This window comes from Gillisia marina, assembly GCF_000258765.1.
In the GTDB taxonomy this organism is placed as follows: domain Bacteria; phylum Bacteroidota; class Bacteroidia; order Flavobacteriales; family Flavobacteriaceae; genus Gillisia; species Gillisia marina.
Window position 1 is genome coordinate 56,545 of sequence record NZ_AJLT01000054.1, and the last position, 17,347, is coordinate 73,891.

The window sequence follows — 17,347 nt, forward strand, 5'->3', positions numbered from 1 at the left end:
TCAGTGGAATAATGAATTTTTAATTAAACCCAGGGTCTCTCTTTTATTGAAAGTGCTTTCTAATAATATAGATCTTTCACTTTTCAAAATATTAATTAAGTTCTTAAAGTTATGTCCGCTCTTATTTTGAATCAAGATTATTCTCATGCTCTTTATCAAGCCTAATTTTAGTTTCTTAAAGTCTAAATTTTTAGTTGCCATTTTCTTAAGGTCTAGTTCAATGAGCTTTTTATTTCTTAAATAATATTTTAAAACCTCCTTTTTATTAAGATGGATCATCTTAATAAAGCTTAACATTTCCTCGCTCCACCTAAAATCTTTTGCTACTCCTTCCAACATAATAGAGATGGCAATATTATACGAATTTCCATGAACTTCCTCCAAATTGATTTTTGATGTTAAACTTTCTCCATGAATTCTGTAGGAATATAAGTTTTTATCCAAATTAAAAAATCGATATTGGGTTAAAGCTCTAATCCAAAAATCGTAATCTTCAATTAAAAAAAAGTTCAGGATCATAACCATTCAAACCCTCAAAAACCTCTTTCCTATATAAAAAAGAAGCACCAATATAATTTCCTATTAATAAATATTCCGCCGGACCTGCAACCTGAATTCTTTTAATTGAATTATCAGACCGAATGATATCATAATTTGAAAAGACAATATCTACATTCTCTCGTTCCATAACCCTAGATAATTCTTCAAGAAAATTTTTCCTTAATAGATTGTCATGACTCGTCCAAGTAATATATTTTCCTTTAGCAGATTGGTGACCTATATTTAAACTAATAGGTAATTTTTTATTTGTGATATTAGAGATGACCTTAATTCTGGAATCTTTTTTTTTGATATTTCTCTGATATTTCTAAACTTCTGTCTGTAGAACAATCATTAACTATTATCAATTCAAAATTCGGATAGGTTTGGGCGAGTATGCTTTCAATTGCTGAAACCAGATAATTCTCGCCATTATAAACAGGCAAAATAATTGAGATTAATGAAGATTTTATATTTTGATTCATCAGCTTATATTAAAAGCAATACTGTTTATGCAAAGAATTTTATAGTTTAGAAATTGCCTTTTTAATAAAAATATATCCTTTTCCAAAAACTGCATTCAAAATAATCCAATTCGAAAAATACCATATAGTTTTATACTTTTTATAAGATCTTAGTGTTCTTAATACTTTTAATTGAATCTGACTCAAAGAAGAACTTTTCTTTAACTTATAGGAAAATCGAATAATTCGTTTTAAAGATCTTTTTACAATTTTTGAACTTGCAAAGTAACCAAGATCCTGCAACAAATAGAACTCATTATCTATTAATAGCTGTAAAGATGTTGATTGATTTATAGAGTCCTTATGAATTCTTCTATAACAAAGATCCTCTTTAAGGAATTTTCCTTTAGTAGTATAAAAAAGATAGCGAGAAAAAAAGTTGTACTCCTGCCCCGATCTCAAATTTTCATTAAATCTAATTTTTATACTTTCCTTTCTAAGCAATACATCGTTTGTTATCCAACCAATTCTTCCGGTTATAAAATTTTCTGGGGTAATAGATAAATCATAAGCGAGCAAATATGGTCTGGATATATTTCCGACTTCATCGAAATTAAGACTGTTGGAAATTACGAAGTCTAGGTCTGAAGTTAAAGTATCAACCTTTAATTGAAGATTATCGGGCTGCATTAGATCATCACTATCAAACCAATTCACAAATTCTCCATTACACTTATCAAAACCATAATTTCTACATGAATTGGCTCCTTTAGGAAAATTTGAAGGTCTGGAATAATAAAGAAATCTATTATCTCTAGATACATACCTATCTAATAAATCGTTAGTGTTATCTGTAGAGCCATCATCTACTACAATACATTCCCAATTTTGATAAGTTTGAGAGCTTATAGAATCTAAAGTTTCACCAAGCAGATGTGCTCGGTTATAAGTAGGAATTATAATGGAAACTAAAGGTTCTTTCAATACTATGACTTTAATCCTTTTCTAAAAAATGTTACTAAGGGATTGGTATAAATAAAATATTTCAATCTTAGGAGTTTTGGGTATTTCAATGCATATTCTAGCCAATCTAATACGCCAAATTGTTTAAACTTCTCCTCTTCACCGAGATATTTAAAATTGATATAAGAATTTTTATAAAAATACTCTAAAACAGACATTTTTAATTGATTGCTATAGCCCCATTTTAATAAAGAATTAAACATTAATGCCATATTTCTTTTATAAAGAAGGCTTGAATATAAATGGAACACATTAGAGTCATGCACACCACGAATACTTAGAGGTCTATCTAAGATTCCGGCTACCAATTTAGCCTTTAAAGACATCTTTATCCACATATGAGTGTCTTCTGCAACTTTGAGTCTGTTATCAAAACAACCTACCTTTTCAAAAATTTCACGCTTTACAGTTAATCCATCCCCAGAAAAATAACCAGCATCTCCTTTTGGAGACATCTTATCAAATAATTCATTTGATTCAATTTGATATTGAATAGTGGTAAGTTTTAATCGCTCCTTTTCATCCTCTGAGGCATTTCTATAAAAGTGGGCCCCGATTGCATTATAAACTCCATCAATACTACTGTCTTCAGCAAACAATCTTACATCATTCTCGAATCTATTTTCTAAATAATAGTCATCTGCATCTAAAAATGCAATAAACGGACTAGTTGCCATTGTAATTCCTAAATTCTTACTTGATGCCCTACCACGGTTTTCGCCATTTGAATGCTTGTAAGTTTTAAGTTTAGAATATCCCTTCTCAAGTTTAGCAAGAATTTTCGAGGTATTGTCAGTGCTTCCATCATTTACCACGATCACTTCCGCAACTTCTTTTTGAACTAAAGCAGATAAGATTGCCTTTTCAATATATAATTGAGCATTGAAAACCGGAATAATAACAGAAATTTTAAAATTCATAATACCTTTTCTATTCAGAAATCATCCTTTAAGAATTTTTAATTCAGGGATAGTTTTTACAAATCTATCTATTTCAAATCGTATAGATAATTATAAAATAGCTTGTAAAATATAAGGCTTATAATTTGTTATCTACTACTATATTAGATTTCTCATTATTATTGCCTTTATAGATAAATATCAGATTATGGTAAAAATGCATGGATACAATTTTCTTATCAAAATAGGTTTGCTCATAGTTAGGGATTATAAACTCTTGATTGTTTAAAGAATCTGTAAAGCTCTTAAAAAAATTCATCATGGTTTTGGGATTGCGTAGATCTTTACTATCACCACCATAATGCTCCCAATAGGAGGTCTGTGTATCTTCTACTACATAAATTCCCCCATCTTTTAATTTGGGAAATAGTATTTTAAAAGATTCTATAACATGCTCATTCATATGGCTGCCATCATCTATGACAATATCTATTTCACCAATTTCATTACAGACGTCTTCAAGAAAATCTTTATCAACCTGATTTCCTTTAAAGATCTTAATGTTTTGTTCCTGAAGTGCTGACTTGTCGTGAATATCTATACTGAAGATCTTTGCGAATTGAAAATATTTTTTCCACATTCTAAGAGATTCTCCACCTTTAAGTGGATTCTTCATGCCTCCAACACCTATTTCGAGTAAATTAATTTTTTTTAACCTAAACTTTTTAAAGTGAGTTTGATAATGCTCGGTATAAAAATGTTCTCCAACTTTATCTGTACCATAAATAAGACCAAGCTTTGTTAGATTATTTCTGTAAGCATATGCTAGAATATCTTTAAACTCTTTTTTTTAATTTATTTCTAATATTAAAAGACAATTTACTTTTGATATATCTAATGATCATTTTAAATTGTTGATTTCTTAATTTTTAATTGCAATCTCATTAAAATCCCTTATAAATACTAAAAACTGATATTTATGGTACGCTTTAGAAATTTTTTTAAATTCATAATAACTATAGTTCTGAATATAAAGTTGCCCTAATTTGAATTTAGCAGATAAGTTATAAGCACCACTCATATTTAATACTTTTTCATATTCTCTTATAAGTTTAAGACGTGCTTCTAAATTAAAAAGACTCAATTTCTCTATTATAAGATAAGTAAGAAATTGTTTCTTTGCCATCTCTTTTTCATGAAGATTATCAGTTCTTCCTGAAATATTAAAAGCGGAATTTCTAACATAAACTGTTGCTTCGTTAACAGAATATATGTTCTTACCTTCTGAAAAATCAAACCAAGCCCTATCGTCACTATACCATGCAAGTGGATAAGATTGAAATCCTTTGTTCTTATATACCTCTTTAGAAAAAATATATTCTGATAACGAGCTTCTAGATAAACCTATAAATTTTTTGAAATAAGAGTCTTGTGCTTTTTCCCAGACTGGATGATTATATATTTTACTAATCAATTTTGAATCTTCGGAAATAAGTTGGGAGGAAAATCTGATGACATTTGTTTTCCCATTAAAAAGTTTAAAATGTTTGTAAAAACATTCAACCATATTAGAATCAAGAACATCATCATCACCCAAGATCATTATCCAATCTTCATTATTTATAAGCTCTATGCATCTTGACCATTGCTGCGTTAGATCTTCTTGCCCAATATTTTGACTAAATTTATGATAAACCTTATCAACATCAACTAAATAATTATTAATCAATTTAGTAGGATCATCCGGTGAAGCATCGTTTCCAATATATACATTGAAATTTTTATTTGTTTGATTTGCTAATGATGATAATGTCTCCTCAAAAAAATCAATTTTAAAAAAAGGTATTACGATAGCTAGCATCAATTTTATAAATTAAAAGCCCAATAATATTTAAAATTATTAATTGGGCTTATTTATTAAGTATTCTATTATTTATTACCATGTTGGATGGTTCATCATTTGAACCTTTATAAATAAAAATTAAATTATGATAGAATTGAATAGATATTATGTTTTGGTCATAATAGGTGGGTTGATACTCCTCAATAAGCAATTCTTGATAATTTAAACTGTGAACTAATGATTTAAAGAAATTAATTGCTGTATCAGGATTATCTAAATTTTCACTATCTCCTCCGTAGTCTGGCCAGTATGAAGTTTGAACATCTTCAACAACATATATCCCTCCATTTTTCAATTTTGGAAATAAAAGTTTAAATGATTCAATAATATGCTCATTAATATGACTGCCATCGTCAATTATAATATCTGGGCAGCCAGATGTTTTTAAAACTTTTTCTAAAAAATAATTATCGACTTGGCTTCCTTGGAATGTTTTAATTCTTTTTTCATCTAATTTCGATTTATCATATATATCAATTCCATAAATTTTACCTTTTTTGAAGAATTCTTTCCACATTCTAAGTGAAGCACCACCATAATTTATGTTTGAATACCCCCCTATCCCTATCTCTAATAAAATGATTTTTTCATTTCTTAGTGATTCAAAATGGCTTTCATAATGAGGTGTATAAAAATGCGCTCCCCATTTGTCACACCCATTGGATATTGCAATATCAGTTAGATTTCTATTTTTGATATAATTATATCTAAATAATCTAAGTTTTTGAAATAGGCTCATGGAAAATTTACGAAAATTTGTATTTAGCATTATTCTATTGATAATCATATGACTGAAAAGTTTTTAAAATCTATAAATTATATTTAATTCAATCTAAAATTTTAATATTTGACTGAAAAAACACATCTCCCCAATATTTATTCCAATTAAGCAAATAATCCTTTTCGGAACTTTCGTTATAAATTTCAAATCCTATGGCTTCATAAGCATGGTCCAATACCTCTATATCTCCACCCTCCAAATTACCCTTTGAAATCGAAAAATGCATGTAATATTCACCTATTGATAGGTTATGGTTAAAAATAGAAAGTTCTATTTTCAAATTATCTTTATTCATTAAAAATGGTTTAGAGAAGAAAGACCCAATAGCATGATCACTTATATTACAAATAGTCCCGGTCACTATAACTGATTCAGGAATCCTTTTATTCAGCTTTAAATCAATCTTAAATCTAAGTTCTTCTCGTATTAAATTATGCGTCTGAATACTTGAAACTTTCGACAGTTGTATTTCTCTTGAAGTATTAGTACGTCGATGATTATCTGTTATTTTAGTTTCTGTTCTACTTATAATTTTAGAACTAGATAAATATTCCTCAATTACATGTGCTATGTCGCCAGTAGCTGTAACCATTCCATTTTCTAGAAGAATACCACGATCACACAAACTTTTTACTGCTACCATATTATGGCTAACAAATAAAACAGTTCTTCCTTGGGCATGAGATAAATCTTGCATCTTCCCGATTGCCTTCTTCTGAAATTCAGCATCGCCAACCGCTAAAACTTCATCTATTACTAATATTTCTGGCTCTAAATGGGCTGCCACCGCAAATGCTAATCGTACTGTCATCCCACTGCTGTATCGCTTAACAGGAGTATCTATATACATTTCACAACCAGAAAAATCTATGATCTCATCAAGTTTACTAGTAATTTCAGACTTCGTCATGCCTAAAATTGCTCCATTTAAATAGATATTCTCTCTTCCAGTTAATTCCGGATGAAAACCTGTACCCACCTCTAGTAAGGAAGCAATTCGTCCTTTTGTCTTTATAATTCCAGTTGAAGGAGCAGTTACTCTGGAAAGAATTTTTAAGAGGGTGGATTTACCAGCACCATTTTTACCAATAATTCCCAATACCTCTCCTTGATTCACTTCAAAATTAATGTCTTTTAACGCCCACACATAATCTTCAGAAGCTTTAAGACTTCTATCGTTAACTCCTCCTATCTTTAAATATGGATCTTCCTTGCCTCTTAGACTATGCCACCATCTATTAAGATCATGACTTAAAGTGCCTGTACCTACAGTTCCCAGACGGTATTGCTTTGAAATGTTTTCGGCTTTTAATATAACAGACATTTAGGATGGATTTAATACTAATATTATAATTAATGTTTGGGATTTTTATAAATAATAACCTGACTTCTGGCAAATATTTTATTTAATGTGGACGGAAGTTTTTTTTTCCCAAACAAATGCCTTCTTCCTGAATGACCTTTTATTAAAACTTGTAGGAAGTAATCTATGAAACCTCTCTAAAGTTCCAAGATTAATAATTTTTACATCTCTAAAATATTTTAATCCCAAATTTCTGAAATGAGAACTACTATTGTCTCTCTCTGGATGAGGATCATTAGCTTTCCATAATTTAAAAGCTTTGGCAGAAAATTTTGAAGGTCTTCCCGGAACAGGAATATGCCATCTAATCTCATCTAAAATTCTACTATTTACGGCAGGTTCAAAAAACCTAGATTCCCCTGTAGGAGCCAATAATTCACATATTTTACTGAAGAATTTGCGCTCTATATTATGAGTAAGATGATGTAAAAATGCTTTCCCCACAACGTAGTCAAATTCTTTTTCTTTAAAATCTGCAGTCAAGAAATCTCCTTCAATAAATACTATTGGTTGAGTAAATTTGTATAACTCATTCACTTTTGTAATGATCTCCCCACTCTTGGAAGAAATATCATTTGCATATACCTCTGCTCCCAATGCAGCCATGATTGCGGCGTTTGCACAATCTCCACATCCAAGCTCTAAAACTTTTTTACCAACTATTTTTTTCTGAAAATTATCCTGATATAAACCTACCCAACTAGTATCTGTAGATGTTGCATCTGCTAAAAAAACATCCAGTTTATTAAGCCTTTTAAGAATACCATTTACTTCTGCATCTAAAAATTGATATTTCTGATCGTAAAATTCGATGTTCTTCTTTTGATTATCATCCATAACAGTAAATTTCAATTAGAAGCCTTTCTTAAAACAATTGTATAACCAGATTTAAAAGTTTTTTTCATGCCACTTTTTCTAAGAAAATCGTAAATATTATAGGTCATTTTCAGAATAATATTTTTAGAACTTTTAATACCATAGAAATATTTTTTTTCTCTTAAACGATAAGAAATTTGCTCTACAGAATACTTATCAGAAATAGCATCCCTAGAAAGATTACCCATATCTATACCACACATATACTTAAAGAATATTTTTGGGTTATAAGGCTTTACATGTGATAAATCATCATAGAAACCTTCCCAAAGTAGTGGTGCGGAAATAACAATTACTCCTCCATTGATACAACACCTGTCCATTTCTTTCAAAGTTTCATAAACAACTTGTGGAGTCAAGTGTTCAATAACATGACTCATATGAATTAAATTAAAATAATTATCTTGGAAAGGTAGTAGTGGAAGTTGCCCTAAATATAAATTCTTATAAGATTTTTTAAGCAGGTTTACACTTATAGGATTTCCTTCAAAGAAATAAGTGTCTTTTCTATTAATATAGGATGCAAAATTTCCATTCCCGGGCCCTATATCCAATATTTTATCATTTTGTGAAAGTAACTTTTTTGCGATATCAAAAAAAGGCAATCTATTATTTGTTAAAAAAAAACTAGTTATCATAAATTTTGATGTATTTATAGAAATTAAAAATGAGGACCACTTATTTTCTTTAAACAGTATCTATAAATGTTTTTTCAGTACGGTTAAAAATGATCAAACCTACTAGAAAAAGTACTATCGATATTATTAATGCATAAAAGAATCCCCACCACGTAAACACACCGTAGTCCAGAATCATATATCTAAAGCCTTCAATGATCTGGGTTAATGGGTTATATTCTACGATCCAAGCATATTTTGGCTGTCCTTCTTGCACTTCCCTTAATGGGTACGGGACCGCAGAAATATACATTAATAAGCTTACTGCAAAACCTACTAAAACCGATAAATCTCTATACTTGGTAGTAAATGCAGAAATTATCATTCCGGCTCCCAATCCTAATAATGCAATCATTATGACATATATTGGAAATAATAATAAATTTAAATTGGGAGAAATAGCTGTTCCTTTAATGACAAAATAGATATAAAAGAAAATCAAGATGCAGAGTTGAATCCCTAGCTTTAATAAATTTGAAAATGTGGTACTTAAAGGCATTATAAATCTTGGAAAATAAACTTTCCCAAACAAACCTTTATTACTTACAAAAGTATTCGAAGTACCTGTTAAACAATGACTAAAATAGTTCCAAGCTGTGATGCCCGTTAAATTAAATAGAAAAGCAGGAACCACACCTGTTTGGACATTAGCGATATTATTAAATACTAAGGTAAAGATAATTGAGGTAAAAAGTGGCTGAATAAAATACCATAATGGCCCCAATACAGTTTGCTTATAAACCGTTACTATATCTCGCTTTACAAAAAGAAATAGAAGGTCTTTATAACGCCAAATTTCTTTAAAGTTAAGGTCAAACAATTTATGTTTAGGCTTGATCTCGTAAAGCCAGTCTGAATTAATTTCTTTCAAGATGGGGGTATTAATATTTCTATTAAACTGTCTAATACTAATAAAGATATTAATAAATTGCAGCAGTACTCTCTTTGAGCAAATTTATCTCATTAAATTTTATCAACCCATGATTTCAAATAGAATATTCACCTATTAGCCAATAATGATTTTTAATTCTATTCCATTCTTTCTTTTTCTTCCAGTTATTTTCATTCTTTATTGGTTTGTATTCAAAAAGCTAAGCTATCAAAATATATTATTATTAGCGGCGAGTTATTTCTTCTATGGATGGTGGGATTATAGATTTCTTTTATTAATAGCAGGAAGTACGTTGGTAGATTATTCTGTTGCGATTGCCATATATCAGAATAAAATTAAAAAGTGGAGAAAGGTTTTACTCTTTTGTAGTATAGCCTGTAACCTATTATTACTAGGGTATTTCAAATATCTCAACTTTTTTATAGAGAGCTTTATAGAACTTAGCAATTCTATTGGACTCTCTTCAGATTATAACACCTTAAAAATTATACTTCCGGTAGGAATCTCTTTTTATACTTTTCAAACCCTTAGCTATACTATAGATGTATATAAAAAAGAAATAAAGCCCACTTCCAACCTTGTAATATTTGCTACCTATGTTTCATTTTTTCCGCAATTAGTTGCTGGTCCAATTGAAAGGGCTAAAAATTTATTGCCGCAGTTTATTTATTCTCGAAAATTCGAACTTAATAAGGCTAAAAGCGGAATACAATTAATTATTTGGGGGCTTTTTCAAAAAATGGTGATTGCAGATAATTGCGCAACCTTCGTTAATGCAATTTTCAATTCTTATGATAGACTAAATAGTTTAAGTTTAATACTTGGTGCATTTTACTTTGCCTTTCAGATCTATTGCGATTTTGCAGGTTATTCAAATATAGCGATAGGAACGGCTAGATTGTTTGGTTTTGATTTGATGAGAAACTTCAATTACCCTTATTTTTCAAAAAATATTAAGGAATTTTGGCAGAGATGGCATATTTCTCTATCCACCTGGTTCAGAGATTACCTATATATTCCATTAGGAGGTTCCAGAAGGAGCAAGTTTCAGAAATTAAGAAACGTATTTGTAATTTTTCTTGTGAGTGGATTTTGGCATGGTGCCAACTGGACATTTATAGCTTGGGGTGGTCTACATGCTATATTTTTTACGCCTATTGTATTAAAAAGGTCTAGAACAAATTTAATGGTGAAAGAAAAAAAAGAACACTACAAACTCATTCAGAGACCTAATAAAAATTTTATTTACGTTTTTTATTACTTGTACTGCGTGGGTGTTTTTTAGATCATCAACTATCTCCGACAGCTTTAAATATTTGAAGAGGATTGTTTACGATCACTCCTTTAAAATAGAATATCTAACTATAGATAGATATAGTGTTGAGATGGTTCTATTAATACTGCTTTTTATTATAATAGAATGGAAACATCGTAGAAAAGAACATCCATTAACTGGAAAATATCATCTTTTAAAAACTGCGTTTATCCTTATTTTCATAATTCTATTTGGAGTATTTTCTAATCATTCTACATTCATTTATTTCCAATTTTAAAATGAAAAATTTCCTGATATATATATTAGTTCTTTTGGCTATTATTTTTATAAGCTCTATGCAATGGATTACATCTATTCTTTTCAATATAATCATGGGATTCCTAGAAACAAAGTTTCTTATATAATGCAAAGTGAAAATGATACAATAGATTATATATTCATCGGATCTTCTAGGGTAGATAATACTATAAACGCAGATATAATTTCATCAATCACCGGCAAATCTGCAATAAATTTAGGATTCCAAGGTGCTAAGATTGATGATTACTTCTTAATTCTTCAATTATTACAAGATAGAAATATAAAGTCTAAATCTATTTTTATACAGGTAGATTATGGTTTTAATATTAGCGGTAATTCAGAAATTTTGAAGAGTTATTTAATGCCGTATATTTCTAATGAATTTGTTTTTGAAATGATTAAAGATAGAGATTTAGAATTTCGTCAATTAAAGTATATTCCTTTTTATAGATATATGAAATATGATTATAAAATAGGTTTTAGAGAATTTTACAATTTAGTCATTAAAAATAATTCTAAAAATGATCTAAATAATGGATATTTTCCGAAATATGGTAATGATGGTCGTCAACTTAAATCTTCTTTACCTAATCATATTAATGCAAAAAATGAAGTAATTCATAAAATTAATGCTTTCGCAAAAAAGAATGATTTATCTATAATCTATTTTATGGCCCCCTTTTGTCCAAATACTAAGAACTTAGATTATTCGAAAAAATTGAAAAGCAAACTTCCAAGTTTTTTAGATTACACTCATATCTTTCCTAATCAGGAAGATTACTTTTATAATTGCAGTCACCTAAATGATTTAGGTGCTACAGAATTCAGTAAAATTTTGGCTGAAGATATTTTAAGATTAGAAAAAGAATCACTCTAATTATTCAAAATTCCGCATTGCATTTCTCCATACCTTTTTTAGTTGAGCTATTTTCCCAGGGGCTTCCCCATAGGCATTATATTTATTATAGGAATAACCATAACCGTAGCCATAACCATATCCGTAGCCGTATCCGTATCCATATTTTGCACGATGTTGGAAGTAGTTTAATACAAAGCTGATGTTTTTAATTTCTCCCTTATCATATTTCTCGTTAATAGATTCTAGCATCCCTCTTTTAGTGTAGTCTTGTCTTATTAAATACAAGGTGGCATCGGCATATTTCACCAAATTCATAGCATCTGCTACAATTCCAATTGGAGGAGTATCCATGATAATGTAATCGTACTTTTCTTTTAGTTCTGTCATCATCACCTCCATCTGGTCACTCATTAGCAATTCAGAAGGATTAGGGGGGATGGGTCCAGCGGTAATTACATCTAAAAAAGGAATTTTACTAGACTGAATAATATCATCTACTGTATTATTACCTATTAAATAATTTACAACTCCAAGATCATTATCCAAATCAAAATCATCAAAGATTTTTGGCTTCCGTAAATCTAGTCCCAATAATACTGTTTTCTTCTCACTTAGCGCAAAGACAGTTGCCAAGTTCATCGCACAAAACGTCTTTCCCTCTCCTGATACAGATGAGGTAATCATCACAGTTTTAGTACCGGTAACACTTAGCTTCTTATACATGAACTGTAAACTGCTCCGAATTCCTCTAAAACTTTCAGATATCGCAGATTTAGGTTTTTCGAAAACAACTAAATTTGCTTCCGCTTTATTCTTTCCTATTAAACCTAAAATAGGTATAGGTGATAATCTACTAACCTCCTGAGCATTTAAAACATTTGTATTGAGAAAAACTATTAGAAATACAAATACTAAGGGAATCACTGCTCCTACCAACAAGGCCATCACATAGTTTAGTTGCGTATTTGGACCAATTTGCCCACCTCCGGTATCCTTAGCACCATCGATAATCATAACATCGCTAACATTCGCTGCTTTAATTAAACTAGCCTCACTCCTCTTCTCTAAGAAAAGATTATAAGTCTTCTCACTTATACTGTATTTTCGTTGGATTTTTAGAAGATCTTGTTCTTCTTGTGGTAATTTTTTAATTGCCGCTTCAGATTGTGCTATCTGCCCGTTAATAGACCTCAACTCCCCTTGCAATAACCCAGTAGATGAACTTATGTTCTCTAACAGAACTGTCTTTACTGAATTGATTTGCCTATCTATATCGGCAAAAACGGGAGAGTTTTCTTTTAAAGAATATTGATATTTACTTCGCTCTTGAGATAATTCCAAAATTTTACCAACACCTGAGGTGATACTCCCTTCATTGATTCCTGCAACCGATGGTGCAGGAACATTGCTATAATCTGTTTTAGTTTGAAGGTAGCTTTCTAAAGTATTAAAATAAGCAAGCTGCCTCCTTATATCCTCTTTTCTAACATCGAATCCTGCTAATTTAGCAGAGATCTGGGAGCTTTCAGCCGATATATCTAATATGGAATTATCGTTTCTAAAATCATTTAGTTCCTCTTCTACCAACTTTAATTCACGTGATTTTACTGACAAACTACTGTCTATAAATCTAATAGTTTTGGTTGCGAACAAGTTTTTACGCTTCAGCATATTCTCACTTAAAACTGCCACAGTACCATTTAAATATTCCACGATCCGAGCTTTATTACCTCCAGTCATGGATAAGTTGAGCATTGAACCATTGGTATTATCATTCCCAATTCCAACGCCACGAAACCGACCAACGGCAGAATCGAAATTCATGAAACTGACATAGAAGGGCTTCCCTGCCTGTAATGCCTGATTACTTCTTAAAACCCTCCCACTAAAAAAAGGCAATTCAATTTTTTCGTCAACCTTAAAATCCCTACTGAAATCCTGTGGTTCCAAATTCATAGAACCTTTTTCTTTGGACCCATAATTCTGGGTATAGATAGTAGCCGGGATGTTAGTGCTTAACTTAAATGTGTTTTCATCCTTAAAAACTATGGTAGTAGTTAAATTTACAGCCTGAAATCGAGCGGTATCTACCTCAATTTTAAATGGCGTGCTACCATAAGCATCTACCTGCTGGTATTCACCATCCTTAAGGTATTGGAGGTAATATTGAAGTTTAGTTACAACTTCCTCATTATGAGAACGGGATTTTAATATGGTTTGGGCAGTGGTCACTTTTTCTGAAGCTCCACCCCAGTTGAAAGTAAGACTGGTGTTTGCACTAAAGAAAGGGTTTTGATCGTCTTTTATCGCGATTGAATTTCCTAGCTGATAAACAGGAAGTTTACGTACATTGTTGTAATAGGCCACCGCCATACTTATCCCAACAGAAATCAAAATCAACTGCCAATAACTTAGAATTTTAAGAAGAAAGCCCTTAAAATCAAAAGTAGAGCCTACATCTGAAATATGATCATCTTCATTCGCCATAACTATCTTGTGAAAATTAAGATTACAGAGGTAAGTAATGTTACAACGGTTGCAATATCCCTAGCCGTTGCTAATCCCGTAGTACCAAAGCCTAAAGCTTTTTGAGGTAGTGGATCTACCAAAATTAAATCGTTAGGCTGAATGTAATAATAGGGGCTTTTGGTTGCTGAAATAGAAGTAAGATCGATATTATGAATCTTCTCTCCTCCCGGGTATTGCCGGATGATTTTCACTTTGGTCATATCTCCATATTCCGTAATTCCCCCTGCATTCGCCACCGCTTCCATAATGGTAACTTGTTCCTTATAAACTACCTGACTACCGACACCAATTTCTCCTAAAGTTGTATATCTAATTCCAGCTAATTTTACAGTTACAAAAATATTTGCTTCATCTTTAAAATATTGATCCAACAACTCTTTTTCTATTCGCTCTCTAACCTCATCTACAGTAAAACCCATCACATTGATTTCTCCTAAAGACGGGATCCTGATATTCCCATGAGAATCTACTAAAAACCCATCATAATATAAACGTTCCTCCCCTGTAGCTGCAATATTCGCCTCGTTAATAGGATTGAACATCCCTACCAATTCCTGATCGAGTGCTTTCACACGAATACTCAACAGATCATTGATCTGGATTCTATATGGTTTTTGAAGACTCTGAATTTGAATTATACTATCTACAGCCGTTTCATCCTGCTGTAAATAAGTAATTTTTTTTTGTAGAAATACAGGAAGTAAAACTTAAAACAACAATTCCAATTAATGCCAATAATTTATATTTCATAAGCGGAGATCGGAGTAAATAAATTCAATTAAACTAGATGTAGGGTGTAAGTTTATACAATTCATAATAGTTAAATATACTACGAATATTGGACTTGATTAACAAATATAGCAGTTGTGAGCTAATAATAAAATTTATCTTCTTTTAACTCCGTAAATTCTAGCTATTTTTGCAAAAAAATTATTCTGTGAATTATTTATCGGTTGAAAATATAGCTAAATCTTTTGGTGAGAATCCATTATTCTCCAACATTTCCTTCGGAATCAATGAAGGGCAAAAAGTAGGATTCGTAGCTAAAAATGGAAGTGGAAAAACTACGCTGCTACATATTTTAGCGGGCACGGAATCTCCCGATGACGGTAGAGTGGTTTATAGAAAAGATATCACCTCAGCATTTTTAGCACAGGAACCAGATCTAGATCCTAATTTAACTGTTGAAGAAACCATATTTGCTTCAGATAATGAAATCATGCGGGTGATCGCTCAATACGAAAAAGCTTTAGAAAATCCAGATGATGCAGATGCTTACCAAAAAGCTTTTGAGCTTATGGAAATGCACCAAGCATGGGATTTCGAAACCCAATACACTCAGATCCTTTTCAAAATGAAATTGGATCAGTTAAATAAAAAAGTTGGAGACCTTTCCGGAGGGCAGAAGAAACGTTTAGCATTAACAGTGATGCTTTTGAGTAAACCGGATTTCATTATTCTAGATGAGCCAACCAACCATCTAGATCTGGATATGATAGAATGGCTTGAAGAATTCTTCAGAAAAGAGAATTTTACAATTTTTATGGTAACTCACGACAGGTATTTCTTAGAGAATGTATGTAATGAAATTGTAGAACTGGAAGATGGAAATCTCTATACCTACAAAGGGAATTACTCTTATTATTTAGATAAAAAAGATGCGCGAATAGAGGTAGATCAAATAAATACCGATAAAGCTAAGCAACTTTTTAAAAAGGAGTTGGATTGGATGCGCAGGCAACCAAAAGCCAGAACTACCAAATCGAAATCCAGAATAGACGACTTTCATGAGATCAAGGATCGAGCTTCTAAAAGAAGAAAAGATCATCAGGTGCAGTTGGAAATCAATATGGAACGATTGGGTAGCAAAATTGTAGAGATTCATAAAATCTCGAAGAGTTATGAAGGCAAGCAGCTCTTGGATAAATTTGAATACAACTTTCAAAAAGGAGAACGTATCGGGATCATTGGAAAAAATGGTACCGGAAAATCTACCTTTTTAAATATTTTAACCGGAGCCATTAAACCCGATTCCGGGAAAGTGATTATTGGCGATACCATAAAATTTGGATATTATACCCAAGGTGGTATTCAGGCTAAGCCTGAACAAAAAGTAATAGATGTAATTCGTGAGTTTGGAGATTTTATTCCATTGCAAAAAGGAAGACAAATCTCTGCTCAACAACTTTTGGAACGTTTTCTTTTCGATCGTAAAAAGCAATATGACTTTGTAGAGAAATTGAGCGGTGGAGAACGCAAACGTCTTTATTTATGTACCGTTCTTATTCAGAATCCAAACTTCTTAATTCTGGATGAGCCGACCAACGATTTGGATATTGTTACGCTTAACGTTTTAGAGAATTTCCTATTAGACTTCCCTGGTTGCCTGGTAGTGGTTTCACACGATAGGTATTTCATGGATAAAATCGTGGATCACCTATTCGTTTTTCAAGGAAATGCTGAAGTGGAAGATTTCCCCGGGAATTATTCCGATTATCGCGAATACGAAAACAGCCAAATTTCAGAAAAAAATGGAAATTCAAAGAAAACTGAAGTCAAAGAGGTTGCCACTAAATCTGAACAAAAAAAAAGAAAGCGGTCTAACTTATAATGAAAAGAAAGAGTTCAATAAACTCGAAAAAGAGATCGCAAACCTAGAGAAGAAAAAAGAAAAAATTCAACAAGAATTTTTAGAAAACTTAACTTCCGATGAGATCGCTAAAAAATCTATTTCGCTCAAAGAAGTTGAGGATTCCATAGAAATTAAAACAGAACGGTATTTTGAATTAGGATCGAAAGAAGCCTAATTTTGGTTTCAGGATTCAGGTCTCAGATTTCGGATTTTGAAATATTGTCACCTCGAGCGGAGTCGAGAGGTTATTTTTATATTGAAAATTATGTAATAATTTCAGGTTTCAGGTTTCAGGTTTCAGGTTTCAGTTTTCGGGTTTCAGGTTTCAGGTTT

Annotated in this window: 18 protein-coding genes; 4 read left to right on the forward strand and 14 right to left on the reverse strand. The window is 31.3% G+C overall.

Annotation, left to right across the window (positions count from 1 at the left end; all coding sequences use genetic code 11):
* The 12 genes from ON07_RS16025 to ON07_RS12370 form a co-directional block, all read right to left on the reverse strand.
* Positions 1-519: a hypothetical protein gene (locus ON07_RS16025; protein WP_029331925.1), complete on the reverse strand. Its 519-nt coding sequence runs from the start codon at positions 517-519 to the stop codon at positions 1-3.
* Entirely contained in the window at positions 494-853 is a 360-nt protein-coding gene (locus tag ON07_RS16340) for a glycosyltransferase family 2 protein (RefSeq protein ID WP_081483403.1), read from the reverse strand. Before ON07_RS16340 ends, ON07_RS16025 begins: the two co-directional genes overlap by 26 nt.
* Positions 828-1,025, reverse strand: a complete 198-nt coding sequence (locus tag ON07_RS16035; protein WP_010231954.1) for a glycosyltransferase family 2 protein — start codon at positions 1,023-1,025, stop codon at positions 828-830. Before ON07_RS16035 ends, ON07_RS16340 begins: the two co-directional genes overlap by 26 nt.
* A 39-nt stretch (positions 1,026-1,064) precedes the next feature.
* Positions 1,065-1,988, reverse strand: coding sequence for a glycosyltransferase family 2 protein (locus ON07_RS16040; RefSeq protein WP_010231956.1), 924 nt, complete (start codon positions 1,986-1,988; stop codon positions 1,065-1,067).
* A gap of 2 nt (positions 1,989-1,990) precedes the next feature.
* Positions 1,991-2,947 (reverse strand): glycosyltransferase family 2 protein, encoded by a 957-nt coding sequence (locus ON07_RS12335; RefSeq protein ID WP_010231958.1) that lies wholly within the window; start codon positions 2,945-2,947, stop codon positions 1,991-1,993.
* A 118-nt stretch (positions 2,948-3,065) separates the two neighbouring features.
* Positions 3,066-3,602: a CmcI family methyltransferase gene (locus ON07_RS12340; RefSeq protein WP_010231960.1), complete on the reverse strand. Its 537-nt coding sequence runs from the start codon at positions 3,600-3,602 to the stop codon at positions 3,066-3,068.
* 246 nt (positions 3,603-3,848) lie between these two features.
* Positions 3,849-4,787 carry a glycosyltransferase family 2 protein gene (locus ON07_RS12345; RefSeq protein WP_010231962.1) on the reverse strand — a complete coding sequence of 313 codons (939 nt, stop codon included), beginning with the start codon at positions 4,785-4,787 and terminating at the stop codon, positions 3,849-3,851.
* Between the two features lie 49 nt (positions 4,788-4,836).
* Positions 4,837-5,568 carry a CmcI family methyltransferase gene (locus ON07_RS12350; protein ID WP_237708926.1) on the reverse strand — a complete coding sequence of 244 codons (732 nt, stop codon included), beginning with the start codon at positions 5,566-5,568 and terminating at the stop codon, positions 4,837-4,839.
* Between the two features lie 88 nt (positions 5,569-5,656).
* Positions 5,657-6,934, reverse strand: a complete 1,278-nt coding sequence (locus ON07_RS16345; RefSeq protein WP_010231967.1) for an ABC transporter ATP-binding protein — start codon at positions 6,932-6,934, stop codon at positions 5,657-5,659.
* 78 nt (positions 6,935-7,012) lie between these two features.
* The gene (locus tag ON07_RS15485) at positions 7,013-7,810 is read right to left on the reverse strand and encodes a class I SAM-dependent methyltransferase (protein WP_010231969.1); all 798 of its coding nucleotides are present in this window, start codon (positions 7,808-7,810) and stop codon (positions 7,013-7,015) included.
* Between the two features lie 11 nt (positions 7,811-7,821).
* Positions 7,822-8,487: a methyltransferase domain-containing protein gene (locus ON07_RS12365; RefSeq protein ID WP_010231971.1), complete on the reverse strand. Its 666-nt coding sequence runs from the start codon at positions 8,485-8,487 to the stop codon at positions 7,822-7,824.
* A gap of 49 nt (positions 8,488-8,536) precedes the next feature.
* Positions 8,537-9,397: an ABC transporter permease gene (locus ON07_RS12370; protein WP_010231973.1), complete on the reverse strand. Its 861-nt coding sequence runs from the start codon at positions 9,395-9,397 to the stop codon at positions 8,537-8,539.
* Positions 9,398-9,542: 145 nt separating this feature from the next.
* Here ON07_RS12370 and ON07_RS15490 point away from each other — a divergent pair, with 145 nt between their 5' ends.
* Together ON07_RS15490 and ON07_RS12380 are read left to right on the forward strand one after the other, a co-directional pair.
* Positions 9,543-10,703, forward strand: a complete 1,161-nt coding sequence (locus ON07_RS15490; protein WP_010231975.1) for an MBOAT family O-acyltransferase — start codon at positions 9,543-9,545, stop codon at positions 10,701-10,703.
* Between the two features lie 394 nt (positions 10,704-11,097).
* Positions 11,098-11,871, forward strand: a complete 774-nt coding sequence (locus tag ON07_RS12380; RefSeq protein WP_155807231.1) for a hypothetical protein — start codon at positions 11,098-11,100, stop codon at positions 11,869-11,871.
* On the opposite strand, the gene ON07_RS12385 is transcribed toward ON07_RS12380, so the two are convergent.
* Complete coding sequence (locus ON07_RS12385; RefSeq protein ID WP_010231980.1) at positions 11,872-14,340, reverse strand: polysaccharide biosynthesis tyrosine autokinase; 2,469 nt, start codon at positions 14,338-14,340, stop codon at positions 11,872-11,874.
* Positions 14,341-14,342: 2 nt separating this feature from the next.
* Positions 14,343-14,954 (reverse strand): polysaccharide biosynthesis/export family protein, encoded by a 612-nt coding sequence (locus ON07_RS15495; RefSeq protein WP_316928152.1) that lies wholly within the window; start codon positions 14,952-14,954, stop codon positions 14,343-14,345.
* Between the two features lie 365 nt (positions 14,955-15,319).
* On the opposite strand from ON07_RS15495, the gene ON07_RS15500 reads away from it, so the two are divergent.
* Together ON07_RS15500 and ON07_RS17980 are read left to right on the forward strand one after the other, a co-directional pair.
* Positions 15,320-16,993: an ABC-F family ATP-binding cassette domain-containing protein gene (locus ON07_RS15500; protein WP_394330135.1), complete on the forward strand. Its 1,674-nt coding sequence runs from the start codon at positions 15,320-15,322 to the stop codon at positions 16,991-16,993.
* Positions 16,947-17,189: an ABC transporter C-terminal domain-containing protein gene (locus ON07_RS17980; protein ID WP_394330136.1), complete on the forward strand. Its 243-nt coding sequence runs from the start codon at positions 16,947-16,949 to the stop codon at positions 17,187-17,189. Before ON07_RS15500 ends, ON07_RS17980 begins: the two co-directional genes overlap by 47 nt.
* Positions 17,190-17,347 lie beyond the last annotated feature (158 nt).